Origin of the sequence: Nonomuraea sp. 10N515B (assembly GCF_052245915.1) — a bacterium.
GTDB lineage: Bacteria > Actinomycetota > Actinomycetes > Streptosporangiales > Streptosporangiaceae > Nonomuraea.
The window spans coordinates 170,989-186,746 of the sequence record NZ_JBQQBQ010000008.1; the positions used below are offsets into that span (position 1 = coordinate 170,989).

Annotated in this window: 17 protein-coding genes; 4 read left to right on the forward strand and 13 right to left on the reverse strand. The window is 68.4% G+C overall.

What is annotated here, in order from left to right; all coding sequences use genetic code 11:
- Positions 1-36 precede the first annotated feature (36 nt).
- Positions 37-1,242 (reverse strand): MFS transporter, encoded by a 1,206-nt coding sequence (locus ACTWQA_RS14360; RefSeq protein ID WP_443159712.1) that lies wholly within the window; start codon positions 1,240-1,242, stop codon positions 37-39.
- A 46-nt stretch (positions 1,243-1,288) separates the two neighbouring features.
- Positions 1,289-2,242 (reverse strand): NAD-dependent epimerase/dehydratase family protein, encoded by a 954-nt coding sequence (locus ACTWQA_RS14365; protein ID WP_443159713.1) that lies wholly within the window; start codon positions 2,240-2,242, stop codon positions 1,289-1,291.
- A 72-nt stretch (positions 2,243-2,314) separates the two neighbouring features.
- On the opposite strand from ACTWQA_RS14365, the gene ACTWQA_RS14370 reads away from it, so the two are divergent.
- Positions 2,315-3,235 carry an AEC family transporter gene (locus tag ACTWQA_RS14370; protein WP_443159714.1) on the forward strand — a complete coding sequence of 307 codons (921 nt, stop codon included), beginning with the start codon at positions 2,315-2,317 and terminating at the stop codon, positions 3,233-3,235.
- Between the two features lie 475 nt (positions 3,236-3,710).
- Here ACTWQA_RS14370 and ACTWQA_RS14375 read toward each other — a convergent pair whose 3' ends face one another.
- Positions 3,711-4,544, reverse strand: coding sequence for a hypothetical protein (locus tag ACTWQA_RS14375; protein WP_443159715.1), 834 nt, complete (start codon positions 4,542-4,544; stop codon positions 3,711-3,713).
- A gap of 344 nt (positions 4,545-4,888) precedes the next feature.
- Entirely contained in the window at positions 4,889-5,122 is a 234-nt protein-coding gene (locus ACTWQA_RS14380) for an AAA family ATPase (RefSeq protein WP_443159716.1), read from the reverse strand.
- Positions 5,123-5,382: 260 nt separating this feature from the next.
- Here ACTWQA_RS14380 and pyrH point away from each other — a divergent pair, with 260 nt between their 5' ends.
- Positions 5,383-6,102: a UMP kinase gene (gene pyrH / locus ACTWQA_RS14385; protein ID WP_443159717.1), complete on the forward strand. Its 720-nt coding sequence runs from the start codon at positions 5,383-5,385 to the stop codon at positions 6,100-6,102.
- Here pyrH and ACTWQA_RS14390 read toward each other — a convergent pair.
- From ACTWQA_RS14390 to ACTWQA_RS14415, 6 genes are all read right to left on the reverse strand, one after another.
- Positions 6,089-7,231 (reverse strand): methyltransferase domain-containing protein, encoded by a 1,143-nt coding sequence (locus ACTWQA_RS14390; RefSeq protein ID WP_443159718.1) that lies wholly within the window; start codon positions 7,229-7,231, stop codon positions 6,089-6,091. The genes pyrH and ACTWQA_RS14390 overlap by 14 nt on opposite strands.
- Complete coding sequence (locus tag ACTWQA_RS14395; protein ID WP_443159719.1) at positions 7,231-7,395, reverse strand: hypothetical protein; 165 nt, start codon at positions 7,393-7,395, stop codon at positions 7,231-7,233. Before ACTWQA_RS14395 ends, ACTWQA_RS14390 begins: the two co-directional genes overlap by 1 nt.
- Positions 7,396-7,457: 62 nt before the next feature.
- Positions 7,458-7,664, reverse strand: coding sequence for a hypothetical protein (locus tag ACTWQA_RS14400; RefSeq protein ID WP_443159720.1), 207 nt, complete (start codon positions 7,662-7,664; stop codon positions 7,458-7,460).
- A gap of 261 nt (positions 7,665-7,925) precedes the next feature.
- The gene (locus ACTWQA_RS14405; protein ID WP_443159721.1) at positions 7,926-8,786 is read right to left on the reverse strand and encodes a helix-turn-helix domain-containing protein; all 861 of its coding nucleotides are present in this window, start codon (positions 8,784-8,786) and stop codon (positions 7,926-7,928) included.
- 21 nt (positions 8,787-8,807) lie between these two features.
- A complete protein-coding gene (locus ACTWQA_RS14410; protein WP_443159722.1) occupies positions 8,808-9,308 on the reverse strand; it encodes a DUF6879 family protein in 501 nt (166 codons plus the stop codon).
- The gene (locus ACTWQA_RS14415) at positions 9,274-9,633 is read right to left on the reverse strand and encodes a hypothetical protein (RefSeq protein WP_443159723.1); all 360 of its coding nucleotides are present in this window, start codon (positions 9,631-9,633) and stop codon (positions 9,274-9,276) included. The genes ACTWQA_RS14410 and ACTWQA_RS14415 overlap by 35 nt, the downstream gene beginning before the upstream one ends.
- A gap of 99 nt (positions 9,634-9,732) precedes the next feature.
- Here ACTWQA_RS14415 and ACTWQA_RS14420 point away from each other — a divergent pair, with 99 nt between their 5' ends.
- The gene (locus tag ACTWQA_RS14420) at positions 9,733-10,071 is read left to right on the forward strand and encodes a hypothetical protein (RefSeq protein ID WP_443159724.1); all 339 of its coding nucleotides are present in this window, start codon (positions 9,733-9,735) and stop codon (positions 10,069-10,071) included.
- On the opposite strand, the gene ACTWQA_RS14425 is transcribed toward ACTWQA_RS14420, so the two are convergent.
- Positions 10,056-10,187: a hypothetical protein gene (locus tag ACTWQA_RS14425; protein WP_443159725.1), complete on the reverse strand. Its 132-nt coding sequence runs from the start codon at positions 10,185-10,187 to the stop codon at positions 10,056-10,058. The two genes, ACTWQA_RS14420 and ACTWQA_RS14425, sit on opposite strands and share 16 nt — an antisense overlap.
- A gap of 71 nt (positions 10,188-10,258) precedes the next feature.
- Between ACTWQA_RS14425 and ACTWQA_RS14430 the strand changes: the two genes are divergently transcribed.
- Complete coding sequence (locus tag ACTWQA_RS14430) at positions 10,259-11,071, forward strand: SAM-dependent methyltransferase (protein WP_443159726.1); 813 nt, start codon at positions 10,259-10,261, stop codon at positions 11,069-11,071.
- A gap of 95 nt (positions 11,072-11,166) precedes the next feature.
- Here ACTWQA_RS14430 and ACTWQA_RS14435 read toward each other — a convergent pair whose 3' ends face one another.
- Together ACTWQA_RS14435 and ACTWQA_RS14440 are read right to left on the reverse strand one after the other, a co-directional pair.
- Positions 11,167-14,445, reverse strand: a complete 3,279-nt coding sequence (locus ACTWQA_RS14435) for an AAA family ATPase (protein ID WP_443159727.1) — start codon at positions 14,443-14,445, stop codon at positions 11,167-11,169.
- Positions 14,446-14,508: 63 nt separating this feature from the next.
- Positions 14,509-15,711 carry a cytochrome P450 gene (locus ACTWQA_RS14440; RefSeq protein WP_443159728.1) on the reverse strand — a complete coding sequence of 401 codons (1,203 nt, stop codon included), beginning with the start codon at positions 15,709-15,711 and terminating at the stop codon, positions 14,509-14,511.
- Positions 15,712-15,758 lie beyond the last annotated feature (47 nt).

Genomic DNA, 15,758 nt, shown 5'->3' on the forward strand with positions numbered 1-15,758 from the left:
GCGCTCGTGGAGTTCGGCGCGCTGACCGGGTGACGGTCACGGTGCGGCGACGGCCTCGGCCGCGGCCTTGGCATGGCGGGCAGCCGGTGACAACCACGCCAGTGCCACGGCCGTCGTTGCCGCGACGAACGCGGCCAGGACCGGGGCAACCGGGGTGATCTCGTACAGGGCGGTGGACAACAGCGGCCCCACCACGAACGTCGACCCGATGACGGCGTTGACCAACCCGGAGATCGAGCTCTGCCCCTCGGGCCCGACGAGCAGGCCCGGCGCCGCCGCGACGCCCGGCATGGCGAGCCCCAGCCCCACGCCGAGCAGCCCGAACGCCACGGTGATCAGCCACAGGCTGTGGGCGACGGCGAGCAGTCCGAACGCGGCCACTGCGATGGGCGCCCCCACCCGGATCAGCCGGAGCGCCCGCCACCCCAGTGCCGGCACGAGCGCTCCCTGCACGCCGACGATCACGATGCCCGCCACGGCGAGCGCCAGGCCCACGCCGCCCGCCGTGGCCTGCGGATCCACATGCAGGCGGTCGGCGATCAGGAACCCCAGGATCACCTGCACGAGCCCGAGCGAGAGGAAAACGCAGAAGCCGATCGCGAACAACGGCCACAACCGCGCATCCCACAACCGCGGCCGGGGACCCTCGACGCCTTGGGGCGCTCTGGCAGGCTCACGCCGTACGGCCACCAGCACCCAGACCGCGAGCAGCAGACAGATCGCCGGCGACACGTAGAGGGGCAGCAGCAGCGACGCCACGGCCAGCACGCCGCCACCCGCGGGCCCGACGACCAGCGACAGCCCCTGCGCCGCACCGACCAGCCCGGTGACCCTGGTCCGATCGGCCTCTCCAGTCGTGACGAGCCCCGCCACGGTGAGGGCGGCGACAGGCAACGCGGCAAGCCCGAAGCCGAACAGAAGGCTACGAGTGGCGATCATCAAGGCGAACGTGACCGGCGGCGGCACCACTTCTTCCAGCCCGAGAGTGACGGCCACGGCGAACCCGATCAGGCCGGCGCTCGCAAGCCCGAGCCCGCTCAGCAGCACCGTACGCAACCGCATCCTCCGCATGGCCCGCCCCCACATCGGGCTGGCCACGGTCAGGGTGGCCGCGGAAATCGTGATCACCAGCCCGAGCTGCGTCTCCGTCAGAGCCAGCTCCCGCGCCAGCGGCGCCAGCACCGGCGTGAGCAGCTGCTGCGCGGAGAAGACGGCGAGGATCGTGACGAGCAGAGGAGCCATGGCCTTCCGCACGCTCGCACCCCTTCCGGTCAGCTTCCGGTCAGCTTCAGGTGCTGATGACGCCCGATCTGGCCAGCCAGTTCACGGCCTCGGAGATGGCCTCGAGCGGCGTGTAGCGCGGCCGGTGGCCCAGCAGCCGCTCGGCCTTCTCCATGCTGCAGTGCGGGCTGTAGGAGATGTGGTCGAGCGTGACCTGCGCGTCGAACTCGGACACCGTGGTCCGCCACTGCTCCCACGGCAGGTACGTCAGCCGCGCCTCCCGCCCGAACCACCCGGCCACCGCTTCGGCGTACCCGCGCAGCGTCAGCGCGCTCGAGGCGACCGAGTGGAAGCTCTCGCCCACGGCCACGGACGGACTGGCCATCGCGTCCATGAAGATGCGCGCCACGTCATCGGCGTGCACGTGCTGCACGGTCTCCAGGCCGAAGTTCGGCAGCGCCAGCTCTTCCCCGTCCGCCAGCGTCTGGAAGACGGCGGGATTGACGTTCCCGGCAGGATTGACCGGCACCCATCCAGGGCCGGTGATGTGCCCCGGATGAATGATCGTCACGGGGAAGCCATCCCGATGGGCCCGCTCCAGCAGATACGCCTCGATGGCGGCCTTCTTCCGGCCATAGTCCCCGAGCGGTGCCTTCGGCCGATCCTCGGTCGTCGGCACCTGCGCGCTCGGCCCGTGCGTCCAGATCGTCCCGCAGTGCAGGAACTGCCGCACCCGCCCGTGGAGCGCCTCGGCGAGGTGCCGCGCGCTGTCCTCCTCGAAGCAGATGAGGTCGATGACGACGTCGCCCTCCAACTCGACGATCCGCCGCCCGAACGTCCCGTCGGCATCCTCCGCGTCCCGGTCGGCCGTGACGGTGGTGACCCGCTGCCACGCCCCGTGCGGGCTGTAGGGGTCCCGCTTGCCCCTGCTCACCGCGACCACGTCATGACCTGCTTCGACGAGCCTTGGGACCAGATAAGTGCCGATATGACCGCTGGCGCCGATGACCACTACACGCATGGACGCAGCGTAACCCGCACCAGGGCAACCCGATACGCTCCTTAACGTCCGATTTTCGGAGGTCAGTTCAGCGTGTCGGGGGTTGTCGCGGCGTTCGCCGCCCTGGTGTCCGTTGCCGTGCTCGGCTACCTCGTCGGCGCCTGCGGCTTACTGCGTGCCAGCGACGAGCTGGTCCTGTCCCGGCTGGCCTTCTTCGTCGCGACACCGGCACTGATGTTCGCCACGGTCTCCCGCGCCGACCTGGCCACGCTCCTCTCCCCGGTGTTGCTGACCGAGGTCGTGGCGGTGGCGTGCGTGCAGCTCGCCTACGTGCTGGTGGCAAAGCTGCTCTGGCGCAGGGACCGCCGCGAGACCACGATCGGCGCGCTGGCCTCGTCGTACGTCAACGCCGGCAACCTCGGCGTCCCCATCTCCATCTACGTGCTGGGCGACGGCGCCCTGGTCGCGCCCATCCTCCTCTTCCAGCTGATCGTCATCACCCCGATCTCCTTCCTGATCCTCGACAAGGGTGCAAGGTCGATCCGCTCGGCCCTCCTGCTCCCGCTCCGCAACCCCCTCACGGTGGCCTCCCTCCTGGGCCTGGCCTGCGCCCTGACCGGCCTTTCCATCCCCGTCACGGTCATGCGCCCGATCGAGCTGCTCGGCGGCGCGGCCATCCCCGTCGCCCTGCTCGCCTACGGCCTCAGCCTGTACGGCTCCCAGCGCGCGCCCACGGAAAAGAGCGGCGGCCTCGGCTGGGACATCGGTCTCGTGGTCGCGCTGAAAGCGGTCGTCCAGCCCGCGATCGCGTACCTGACCGCCCGCTTCGTCCTAGGCCTCGACGACAGCGCGTTGCTGGCCGCCACGTTGTTCGCCGCGCTGCCCACGGCGCAGAACATCTACGTGTACGCGGTGAACTACGACACGGGCCGGCGCCTGGCCCGCAGCGCCGTCCTCATCACTACGGTCCTGTCCATCCCCATCATGACGGCGATCGGCGCAGTCCTGGGCTGAGCCATGCTCACCCTGCGCCTGCGGTTACCCTTGGCAGGGTCGCCGCCCGTGCGGCCGACGGAGGGCTGAGGATCGCGAGCCGGTATTCACGGGTCGTGGTCAAGCTCAGCGGTGAACTGCTGGCCGGGCCTTCGGGTTCGGGCGCGGACTGTGTCACGCAGACAATGACCCGCGCCCACGCCGTCGGCTGACGGGACCCGTCAGGCCGCGGCGATCTTCGCCCCGGCGGGTTCCCCCTCATCCGGGCGATGGGGTTCCGGATGAGTGGTAAGCACGGCGGCGGATCCAAGAAGAATGAGCCTCTCCCGCAGATCCAGCTCGTCCCCGTGCGATCATGTGAGACGCCGTTGCTGCACAGCTTCGGTCATCACGACCCCGTCGACACAAAGCGTCTCCAGGCTGATCACAGATGGTTCGTTTCATCCTCCGCCCCTACCCAACAGGCGGCAAAGCGTACGTCACGGCCCGCGAGCGCTCAGAAGTTGGCCGGGGTCAACTTCAGCGTTTGGACATCAATGTAGTGGGTCGGCACCGTGGCTCCGATGGCATAGAAGGGTTCGCCTTTATTGTCAATCTTGATATCTCCCGACTTGTCACCTCCGGTCCAGTGGAGCATCGCTTCCCAGGCTATTACCGTCGAGCCATCCGAACTGTTGCCGTGCAGAACGATCACTTCCGGCTCTTCATTGTTTACCATGTAGGGGAACGGAGTGACCTTGCCGGACGCGTCCGGCACCGGCGTCGCTACGGGATTGTCCGGATTGAATTGAAAGTACCGCTGCGGGATTCCCGCACCGCAGCCCTCGGGATCCTCGTCACGTAACTCAATAACGGACCCGCCACCAAGATCGGACTTATTCATCTTGATAATGGGTTTGAGTTCATGCAGCACTACGGCATTTGAATCCTTACCTGTGACGGTCAACTCTATGCCCTCGCGGTCAGTCCCCAGTTTGGCGCCGGACTCGATCAACGCCTGCTCCGCATAGGCGTATCGCTTAGCTATCGATGTGTCGGACGGCAGCTTCTGGAGCTTTTTCCGAACCGCATCAAGCGCGTCCTTCGGCGACACATCTGCGAGATAGTACGGCGAGCAACCACCATCTAACGGCTGCTTCTTAATGCGAACCTCTACCAGCGGTTCGCGACTTTCGAACAGTGCGGCGAAAAAACTGAGTCCGCCCGTCTGAACCCAGCCCGCCAGAACCGCAACGAGTCCCGTCGAGATCGCAGTGATGACGGCTGGCCTACGCCACCAAGGGCGTTGTGACGATGCCGGTTGTTCCGCCCCTTCTGGGGAATCAGGCATTTCCCACCCTATGGCCGCAATTTCTGCTAGATCTGCTCAACAGGTTCACACAAGGATCCCGATCATCGCAAGCCTTGACCGCAATCCGGTGCCTGTGGAGTTGCGATGCTCTCGCGCCACACGGAGCGGCCCCCGAGTCGGGCTTCACGACCTTACCCGTGACCGATCAAGGCAGACTTGAGTATGACCTCCCCCAAGGGCTAGCGTCACATGCGCCAGCCTCCAGACCTCGTCCCGCCCTGATCACCTCGTACGTCCTCGATCCACCGCGAAGCGGCAGCGGGCCCGGGGACGGAGGCGCGAGCTCGGCCTCGCGTGTACGTCAACCGGTCGCCGTTCCTCGATCATTGCAGGTCGCCTGCTGTCAATCGGTGGCGCAGACGCAGCTGCCGCACCGCCTCCTCGGAAGGGTCGGGAGTCATGTCCGCCCGCCCATTGATCACCATGCGCCGGAACAGGTCACCTCGGACATGCACCGAACGAGGCAGCCGTTGAGCCAGCCACTGCGCGATGGTCGACTTCCCGGCCGCCTGGATCCCGGTGATGAGGATGACGGCCTGCTGGTGTGCTGGGATCACTGTGCGGTGTCCTTCGTGGATCGGCGGCTCACGTCGGCGGCGTAGGTCATCCAGTCGCCGCTGCCGGCGCGTTGCCAGGCGACGGCGACGTCGATGTGGATGCCGAGCATGTGGGTGAGCAGGGCTGCGAGGAGTTCGGTGGCGAGTTGGAAGAGTGCGGCGGAGCGTGCCGGCGGACGGCGTAGAGCAGGGTGCGTGTTGGTCCCCCGTTACGCTGGTCGGGTCGCCGCCCGCGCGGCCCCGACGGAGGGCTGGAGATCGTGAGCCGCTATTCACGTGTCGTGGTCAAGCTCAGCGGCGAGGCGCTGGCTGGGCCTTCGGGCTGGGGCGCGGATCCGGCGAGTCTCGCGCAGTTGGCGGATGAGCTGCTGTCGGTCCACGCACTCGGAGTCGAGCTCGCCGTGGTGATCGGCGGCGGAAACTACTTCCGGGGCCGGATGGCCGAAGGATGGGGCATCGGACGAGCCGAGGCCGACAACATCGGCATGCTCGGCACGGTGATGAACGCGCTGATGTTGCGCGGGGTCCTGACGGCACGCTCCGAGTCGGACGTGCGGGTGATGACGGCGGTGCCGATGCAGAGCGTCGCCGAGCCATTCATCCGCTTGCGCGCCGACCGGCACCTGCGGCGCGGACTGATCGTGCTGCTGGCAGGCGGCATCGGGCAGCCGTACGTCACCACCGACTACCCGGCGGTCCAGCGGGCGCTGGAGTTGGAAGCCGACGCGCTACTGGTCGCCAAGCGCGGCGTGGACGGCGTCTACGACCGCGACCCGAACCGCGATCCCGACGCCAAACGCTTCACCACTCTCACCTATCGGGAGGCGCTGGACGCAGGGGTCAGGGTCATGGATCAGAGCGCTTTCGTCCTGGCCAACGAGCAAGGGCTCCTCATGCACGTCTTCGACGTCGCCGAGGTGGGCGCGATGAGCGCGATCTGCCAAGGCGAGGACATCGGCACCCGCATTACCCGCGATTGAGCACCTGATCGGGTGTGTCCAGCCAAACGCGCTGCTCTTCGGGGGTCACCGTCATCCCGAACCGGTCCCGTCCGGGCTCGCCCCAGCCGACCCACCGGAAGTAGGCATCGCACACCTCCTCCCACAGGGGACGCTCGCCCATCTGGTAGACCGTGTGCTCCGGATTACCCCGCTCATGGACGGCCACCGCCCACTGACCGGGATCGGCCGGATCCAGCACGTATGTCAGGAACCTGTTCTCCTCCCGGCTGATGTGCGCGTACAGGTCGGTGACAGCCGCCATGGCCAAGTCTGCGCCGGGTGGCGCGAGCCCGATGGTGCGCGGATGCACCTGGGTGGGGTGGCGCCGACCGCTGCCGTCGTCAGGGGCAGCTGAAGCAGGCCGCTGCAACCGCATCATCATGTAGGCGGCATAGCCGGGGAACCGCCCGATCGCAGTGCCATCCGGCAGCGCCACCAGTCGCAGCACGTGATCGCCGAAGCCAGGGCTATAGGGCGCTACGATGACCCCTCCCGGCCGGCACTGCTCGACCCACGCGTAGGGGAGGGTGCGGATACCACAGGTGACGTGCACACGATCGTACGGCGCCCGCTGGGGGCACCCGTCCGCGCCGTCGCCGATGACCATATGCGCCTGCACGCCGGTCTGGGCAAGATTCTTCGCGGCCTGCTCGCCCACAACCTCGTCTATCTCAATCGACGTCACGCTGCCGTGCGGGCCGACCAGGTGAGCGAGCAACCCGGCCGTCCAGCCCGTGCCGGTCCCCACCTCCAGAACCCGGTCGTCCGGCTCAGGGTCGAGGAGTTGCAGCAGATGCGCGACCGTACTGGGTGCGGACGAGGAGGACGTGTACGCGCCCACCCCGGCCCTGATGTCGCTGCCGCCGTCGTCGAGTTGGGTAACGATGGGATTCGGGGAGTAGACCGTGTCCCACCAGGAGTCGGGATCTGTATCCCGATCGATGACGAATGCCTGATCGGGATCGCCGGGCGTCGCCAGCGCCACATCGGGGATGAACCGGTGACGAGGGACCGCACGAATGGCCTCGGTGACGAAGCTCTGGATGTCCTCGAAACCACGAATGTACTCGACCAGGCGATCGACACGCTTTGCGATGGCCTCATCCACTACTTCTTGCCGTCCTTGCCTTTGTCGTCCGCATGCTTGCCGCCCGACTCTCTGTGGCCATCGGGCGTTGCCCTGCTGGGGTCGGCCTTGAACGGCTGGTCTTTGGGACTCTTGGGGTCCTCATGCTTGCCCACGTCGGGGTTCTCCTTTGCCTTAAGAAGCACTCATCGTGACCGTATGACTGCATAGTGGATCGGGCGAGGCAGGATCGACTTTCTCGAGCGCTTCACGCCGCGCCACGCAGTCGCCTGGGCGGCCGCTTCTGGCGGCCAGTCTCCTGCTCCAAGTGCTCAGAGAGCTCAGAAAGGGTGGCGCCGCAACGCACGTTGGAGAGTCCGCTGTGATCGGGCACCAGGACCGTACGGAAGGCGATGTAGCCGCCTCCGGCGCCGTCCATGATCTCCCAGCCCGGGTAACTCTTGGTCGTTGTCACAGCGCTTCTCCGCAGGGGTTGTCATTTGGTGGCGGAATGGCGCAGGCAGGGCATGGCGGCAGCACTATGGCAGGACGCCCGGCCTGCGCCGGATTGTGTGGAGCGGCGGGAAGGTCGTCACCGGTCCGCCCTGCCCGAGGCATAGCACTGCAATGACTGGCTCAGCATCAGACGGTGACGTTGAGCGTGTGTGAGCGCCATGCTTAGACGGTAGATGCGGGTGTAGTCAGAGCTCCAGAAGCTTGCGGATGTTTGCGAGCATTAGCCCATCGCGTGCTTGGCACGCTCGATAAGAGCCCGTGCCTGCCGTCCGAACACCGCCGCGTCGTAGAGGCCGACGAAGGTCTCCGCATAGAGCGTGACTTCCCGTGGCTGCCTGATCGTGAGAAAGCCTGAGACGAGCTCGACGTTCGCTTGCTCGTCGTCGAACATGTAGAAGTTCTCGACGGGCCATCGTCCCGCGCGTTCCACGTCAGGAGGGATGATCCCGAGAACGACCGAAGGCAGCGACATCGCCTCCAGGAGGTGGCTGAGCTGCTCCGCCATGACCCCCGGCCCGCCACGCCGATAAGACAGGGCGGCTGCTTCGAGAATGAAGACGAAACGGTGTCCCGGCGCGCGCAAGATGTGCTGGCGGGCCATGCGCTCGGCGACAGCGTCGGCCACGTCGTCTACGGGCACACGACGTCCGTCACGGATGGCCGACAGTGTCGCCGTGGTGTACGCCTCAGTCTGGAGAAGTCCGGGAATCACGTCTTGGCAATACGAGCGATACAGCCTCGTGCGCTCGTAGAGCTCCCTGACGGCCACATTCAGGTGCGCCAGGCCGGTTTTCTCCGCGCGACGCCAATCCAGCCAGGCCAGGTCGACGGCCCGCAGTTCCGCGACCAGCTCAGGTACCAGCCTCGGGACGCCGCACACGTGCGCCCAAGTCGCTATGTCACTTTCCGACGGCTGCTTTTTGCCGTGCTCGATGCGAGACGTCTTCGCCTCGTGCCACCCCGCCGCGGCCGACAGCGCCCGCGAGGTCAGATGCGCGTCGAGCCGTAGCTCGCGCAGCCTCCTCGCAAGCGCCTGCCGAGCCGCCTGGGCACTTGAGCTGGAGTGTGGCGTGGAAGCCATGAGGACCGGATCCGAGCGATGCTAGACGTGATACTCCCTGTGATCCGCAGCCCGATCCCATGCCGCGGCAAAGGCGCCGGCGCATTGCTTCACGACGGCCGGAGAGTCGTTCTCGTCGTTGGCCACCCAGGACCCGTCGCCGGCGAAATGGCAGAACTGGACCAGCCGGTCGTCGAAGATCCATACGTCGTTTCCCGGAAGCAGCAGATCCGAGGCCAGACGTCGGGGCAGCCAGCGAATCCCCTCACCAGCGGCGAGATTCACCCCGGGTGTCACCGCGTGCTCGAAGATGATGTAGGCGCTCACCGGCTCAGAGACGATACGCACGCGGCGCATGGCCACTCCGCGATTCACCGCCGACCTAGCGGTGGCAGTCCAGTCGGAATACAGCTGTACTGCTCTGCCGAGGTCGCCCGCCTCCCAGGCCAAATAGCCTGGATCGCCAGTCATGTACTGGTCGCGCATCTCCAGCTTGAAGGCTGTGCGCTCACACCTCGCCAGAAGTTCGCTGAAGTCTGCCAAGACATGCCTCCATGATGATCTGGATCATGCGCTCGGGGAGACGCACGACTGACTCGGTGTCCAGGATGGGGCTTTTCGCTGCAATCCATGTGAGGGTCTCGGGATCTGCCACGGTCTCCCCCTGGAAGTAGAAGTCGCCAGTGGAAGGGTCCCGGAAGACCGCTGGGCAATTGTTGCCCGGATTGTCCGGGTCCTTGCCATAGAACACTAGCGCCATGACCGTCTCCTGTGTCGTTGGCTTGCGGATCCTTGCATCCACGAGCCTGTAGGGCATCTCAGCGGCCGTCAAGGGAAATGCATACGTTGAGTGGTCGTTGGTAAGCATTAGGTAACCGTGGTGTCGACCTCGCCTAGATTCAGCTTGGGCAGCAAAAGCCTGCCTTTGAAGCGCCATGTGATCTCTTGATGCGGTTGGTAGTGGCAGGTGGATCGCGTAGAAACCGACGCGCGCAGGTGGGCGGCCAGTGCGGGGTGGGCGTGGTCGAGTTTGCGCAGGACGTCGCGGATTCTGGCCGGCCGCCCGCCTGTCGTCGCCCAGCCCCACGGCCCGGTCGATTTCCTCGTCCAGCTGGGTCAGGCGGTGGCGGTAGCGGGTTGTGGCCTAGTCATCCAACGTGTCATCGCCGCCTATTCGGCGGGCCGCCACGAGGCGCTCGCCGCCTTCCGGGGCCAGCAGGCGTACGGCGGGTACGTGAAGGAGGGATCCATGGGGTCGGTGCACGGCGGGCCGGGTCCTGCGGTCGATCTTCACCGGCCGTCGTGACGGCGGTCGTCGCGCTGGTTCTGCTTGCCGTCGACGACGGTAAAGGAGGCGGTGGCGACCTTGTTGCCGACCTTGACGGGCACGGTCTTGGTGGCGGGCTTGGTCTTGGTGGGCACGGTACGTCAAGTGGCGCCAATGCGGTGCTAAGCCGCCATTCGGGACCATTGCCATGGAATGATGTTTCATTGTGAGTGACAGCAACGCTGCCGCGTCGGCTTGGGCCCGCGTCGACACCGCCGTGCCGCACTCCGCGAGGGTCTGGGACTTCCTGCTCGGCGGCAAAGATCACTTCCAGGTGGACCGCGAGGCCGGCCAGACCCTGCTGCGGTTGTTTCCCGACTTCGCGATGGTCGCCCGGCTGCAGCGCGAATTCCTCATCCGTGCCGTGCGCTACCTGGTGCAGGAGGCCGGGATCCGGCAATTCCTGGATATCGGCACCGGGCTGCCCACGGCGAACAACACGCACGAGGTCGCACAGGGCCTCGCGCCAGAATCGCGCGTGGTTTACGTGGACAACGATCCGATCGTGCTGGCGCACGCCCGGGCCCTGCTGACCAGCACGTCAGAAGGCGCCACGGACTACATCGACGCCGATGTCCGCCGTCCCGACCTCATTTTGGGGCAGGCGGCCAGGACGCTGGACTTCTCCCGGCCGATCGCGCTCATGATGCTGAGCATCGCAGGGCAGCTGACCGACGATGACGATCCGCAGGGCATCGTCGACCGGCTGCTGGAGCCCCTCGCCGCCAGAAGCTATCTGGTGTTGAGCGACGGCACGAACACCAACCCGGCCCTGATCGAGGCGGTCTCCGCGTACAACAAGAGCGCCGCCAACACCTACCAGCTGCGCAGTCCGGAGCGGATTGCCGGCTTTTTCACCGGCCTGGAGCTGGTGGAGCCCGGCGTGGTGCCCACACCGGAGTGGCGGCCTGAGCCGGACCGCTGGGACGGTCCGGCCACCGTGGTGAGCGCCGTGTGCGGAGTGGCCCGTAAACCATGAGCCCATGGCAGTCGATGGATGTTCCATCTTCACGACATCCCGTGCCATGACACGTGACACGTGACACGTGACACGTGACACGTGGCGCTGGGCGCTCAGAGGCGCCAGGCGGTCTCGTCCTCCGGCTGGTAGCGGCACGTCGACCCGGTGGAGATGGAGGCGCGCAGGTGGGCGGCCAGCTCGGGGTGAGTGTGATCGAGTTTGCGGAGCACGTCGCGGATCCTGGCCGTGACCGTCTTGCGGGCCCGCTCGGCTTCATCTCCCAGGCGGCGGGTACGGCCGCCGAGGCCCGCCGCCGCCCGCAGCTCCTCCAGCAGCGCCGCCCGCTCCCGGTCGAACTCGGCCGCCCGCACGTCGTCGCCCCGCTCCACGGCCCGGTCGATCTCCTCGTCCAGCTGGGTCAGGCGACGCCGGTAGCGGGTCTTGGCCTCCTCGTCGAGCACGTCGTCGCCGCCCATCCGGCGGGCGGCCGCGACGAGCTCGCCGCCTTCCGGGTCCAGCAGGCGTACGGCGGGCACGTCCTCGCCCGGGCGGCTGAGGAGGGTGTGCAGGTCGCGTAGGCCTTTCGCGTCCGGCATGTGTGCGGCTCGGCCGGCGAAGACCAGCGACCAGACTGCCCCGTCCCGCCGGAATTCTGCGCTCGGCGCGTGCTGGGCCGGGCTTCTCGGCCGGACCGGCAGGGGTGTCCAGGCGTTTCCGAGCAAGCCCGGCGCGTTGTCCTGGCCGGCGACGTGCGGGCCGTTCCACGGCGGCTGGGGCTGCCGCGCCGGGCGTACGGACTCCAGCACGTGCGGCATGCCCAGCTCGGCCGCGTCCCGGCGGACGCCGTCCAGGAGGGTTTTCGCCGCTTCCGCGTCGCCGGGCGACGCGCGGGTGAGCAGCGTCTCGGCCAGGTGCGCCCGGGCCAGGACCGACCATGGCCGGGCCTGCATGCGGTCGGCGGAGCGGTAAGCGGCGGTGAGATCGTCGACGGCCGCGTCCCAGCGGCCCTCCGCCGCGTCCACCATGCCGAGCCACAGGTCGTAAGGCCCGCTGATGTCCCAGCCCAGCAGCGCCACCGCCCATTGCCCGCGGTGCGGGGACAGCGCGGCTCGGGCCGCGGCGCACAGCTCCGGGTCCTGGGTGGCCACCGCCAGCTCGGCCTGCAGGCGCAGCCACAGCGGTTGGGACATGCGGTCGCGGGGCTCGCCGTCGGCCAGGTGGTGCAGGGCGAGTTCGACGTCGCCGCTCTGCAGCGCCGTCAGCGCCTCCAGCAACCCTGGGCACGGGTGGCTGCTGCCTCTGAGCTCGTTGAGCATCTCCTCCTGCTCCTCGAGCCGGCCTTGTAGCCACGACATCGCCCAGCGGTGGTGCCGCAGCATGTAGACCATGTGGCCGTGGTGAGTGTCCAGGTGGACGTCCGACAGCAGTGTCTCGGCTTCGGCGAAGCGGCCGGCGAGGGCCGCGATGATGCTTTCGTCGATCGCCGCGGTCATGACGAAGTGCGGTTGCTCGGTGCGGCGGCCCTTGGCAGCGTAGTCGTGGAAGTGGTCGAGGTAGCGGGGCTCGCCCTGCTCGATCATGGCCACCCAGCGCAGCGCCCTGGCGAAGTGCTCCAGCTCGGGGTCCGAGGTGCGGCGGGCGAGGGTGACCAGCTCGCCGGTCAGCGCCACGCGTTCGGCGGCGGTGCCCGGGCCCCAGATGATGTCGTGGTGCGCCCACAGGCTGAACGCCAGCGCGTCGTCGTCGCCTCCCTGCCTGGCCAGCTGAGCGAGGCGGACGACCAGGTCGAGCGCGAGCCGGTCGTCCGGCGCCGGGCCGCCGACCAGTCTGGCGTGGGCCTGTCTCAGCCGGTCGAGGGCCTTGTCGCGGCCGTAGTGGGAGCGGAGGGTCAGGGCGACGCGGGCGGGCAGCTCGGCGTCGTCGAGGTCGTCGGCGATGGCGGCGGCCTGCTCGAAGAGGCGCTGTGCCTCGTCGCCTGCGCCCGTGTGGTGCAGCTCCTTGCCGAGCTCGAGTGCGACGATCGCGTGGGTGCGGGGATCGGCGGCGGCGCTCACCTCGTATGCCCGCCGCAGGTGGCCCAGCTGCTCCTCGCCCGCCATCCGGCCCCGCGCGTCCCGGGCCGCGGCGAGCAGCAGGCCCGTCGCCCGGCCGGGGTCGATGCGGTCACCCGCCAGGTGAGCGTGCCTGGCCAGGTCGCTCGGCAGGATCCTGCCCGCCAGGCCGGAGGAGTCCGCGAGGCCGGGTGCGCGATCGAGGGCGGTGACCACTGCGGCGTGCAGGTCGCGTGGGTCGGCCAATGAGTCGTAGAGGGTCTCGCGGACCAGGTCGTGGGCGAAGGCGAACGCGCCGCCGCCCTTGGTCACCACGAGCCTGGCCACCACGGCCAGCTCCAGCAGCCGGTCCACATGCGCGACCGGCGCCGCCACGGTCGCGGCCAGCACCTGCCGGTGGAACTCGCGCCCCAGCACGGCCGCCGCCGGCAGCAACTCGGCGACCGGCCGCGGCAACAGGGAGAGGCGGCGCAGCAGCGCGTCGCGGATGCCGGGCGCGACGGCAGTGGCCGAGCCGCCGCTGCGCCACAACCGCGCGGTCTGCTCGACGAAGAACGGATTGCCGCCCGTGCGCAGATGGACCTCGGCGACCAGGTCAGGCGGTGGCTCCTGGCCGGCGGTGCGGGCCATGAGCGCCGCGACCCCCGCCTCGTCGAGGCCGGTCAGTGTGATGGTGGTGGCCTTGGCGACGAGCGGTGACAGCAGGTCGCGCAGCGGGTGGTCGACCGGCTCCACCTCGGCGTCGCGGTAGGTGCCGATCAGCAGCAGCCGCTCGAACCAGGTCTGCTGGGCCGCGAACTCCAGCAGCCGCAGCGAGGCGGGGTCGGCCACGTGCAGGTCGTCGATGACGATGACGACCGGGCGGCGCTGCGCGAGCGCGACCAGGGCGGAGGTGACGGCGTCGTAGAGCCTGAAGGTGTCGGGAACCTCGTCCCCGCCCGGGGTGACCGAGAGGAAGGGGGACTGCCCCTGCCGAGCCTGGTCACCGTCCGGCATCGAGGCTTCGCCGAGGAGGGCGGCCAGGCTGCCGCCCGCTGCCGCCTGCGCCGCGGCCCACTCCTCCGGCTCGGTCCCGCGGCGCAGGGCCCGGATGACCTGGGTCCACGGCCAGTAGCCCGGCGCGCTGCCGGAGTCCCAGCACGCGCCGCCCACCACCAGCGCGCCCTGCCGCCTGGCCTCGCGCGCCGCGCTCGTGACGAGCGTGGTCTTGCCGATGCCCGCCTCGCCGGTGACCAGCACCAGGCCGCCGTGGCTACCGATGAGCCGGGTGATCTCGGCACGCAGCAACGCGGCAGGGTGGTCCCTGCCGATGAGCTCGTGTGTGGCGGCGTCGATAGGCATGACGGTTGTTCACGCTACCCGCCGCCACTGACAATGCCACCGGCAGAGCCACCGGCGCATCCACTACCAGGCGACCTCCAGGGAGGACAGGCCGTAGACGATGCTGGACGAGCGGAACTGCGGTGTGTTCTCTGTCGGGCGCAACCCGGGGAAACGCCGGAACAGCGCCGGGAAGGCGATCTTCAGCTCCATGCGGGCGAGCGGGGCCCCCAGGCAGTGGTGGACGCCGTGACCGAAGGCCACGTGGCCGGGCAGGCCGCGTACGAGGTCGAACTGGTCCGCGTCGGCCATGAGCCCAGGGTCGCGGTTGGCGGCGGACAGAGCGCAGATCACCAGGTCGCCGGCCGCGATCTTCTTCCCGCCGAGCTCGACATCGGTCGTGGCGACCTTGGTGGTGCCCGAGTTCACGATGCTGAGCCAGCGCAGCAGCTCCTCCACCGCGCCGTCGATCCGCTCGGGCTCCTTCTTCAGCAGCTCCAGTTGCTCGGGATGGCGCAGCAGCGCCAGCGTGCCCAGGGAGAGCATGTTGGAGGTGGTCTCGTGCCCGGCGAACAGCAGCAGGCTCCCGATGCCGATGAGCTCGTCGGTCGTCAGGTCGTCGCCGTGCTCGCGGACCAGCATGCCGAGCAGGTCCTCACCCGGGTCCGCCTGGATGCGCCGGACCAGGTCCTCCATGTAAGCGCGCGCCTGGAACTGCAGCCCCACCCGCTCCTCGGCGGGCACGGTCATGTCGAGCATCCTGCTGGAGCGGTATTGGAAGCCCTCGCGCTCCTCGTACGGGACGCCGAGCAGCTCGCAGATCACCAGCGACGGGATCGGCAGCGCGAACGACGACACCAGGTCGGCCGGGGACCCGGCGGCCTCCATCGCGTCCAGGTGGTCGTCGATGATGCGCTTGATCCGCGGCTCCAGACGGCGCATGCGCCGGATCGTGAACTCGGGGGTCAGCATGCGCCGCAGCCGCGTGTGCTCGGGCGGGTCCGCGCCGATCAGGTTGCCCGCGTTGATCTTGGCGAGCTGCTCCTTGGTCAGCTCCGGCGCTCCGGGGAGCCGGGCGATGGTCTGTGGTGCGATCTTGAACCGCTCGGCGTCGCCGAGCACCTCGCGTACATCTGCGTACCGGGTCACGAGCCAGGCCTCCGCCCCGCCGCCGTACACGCTGGGGACCCGCTTGACCCCCTCCTCGTCACGTGCCGCCGCCAGCTCCGGAGCCGGGTCGAACTCCACCCGCCGCATGTGCAGCGGCATCGCCGAGGACTCGGTCATGGGAAACCCCTTGATGATCGTCGTTGGTCGCGTAAACCGTAACAACC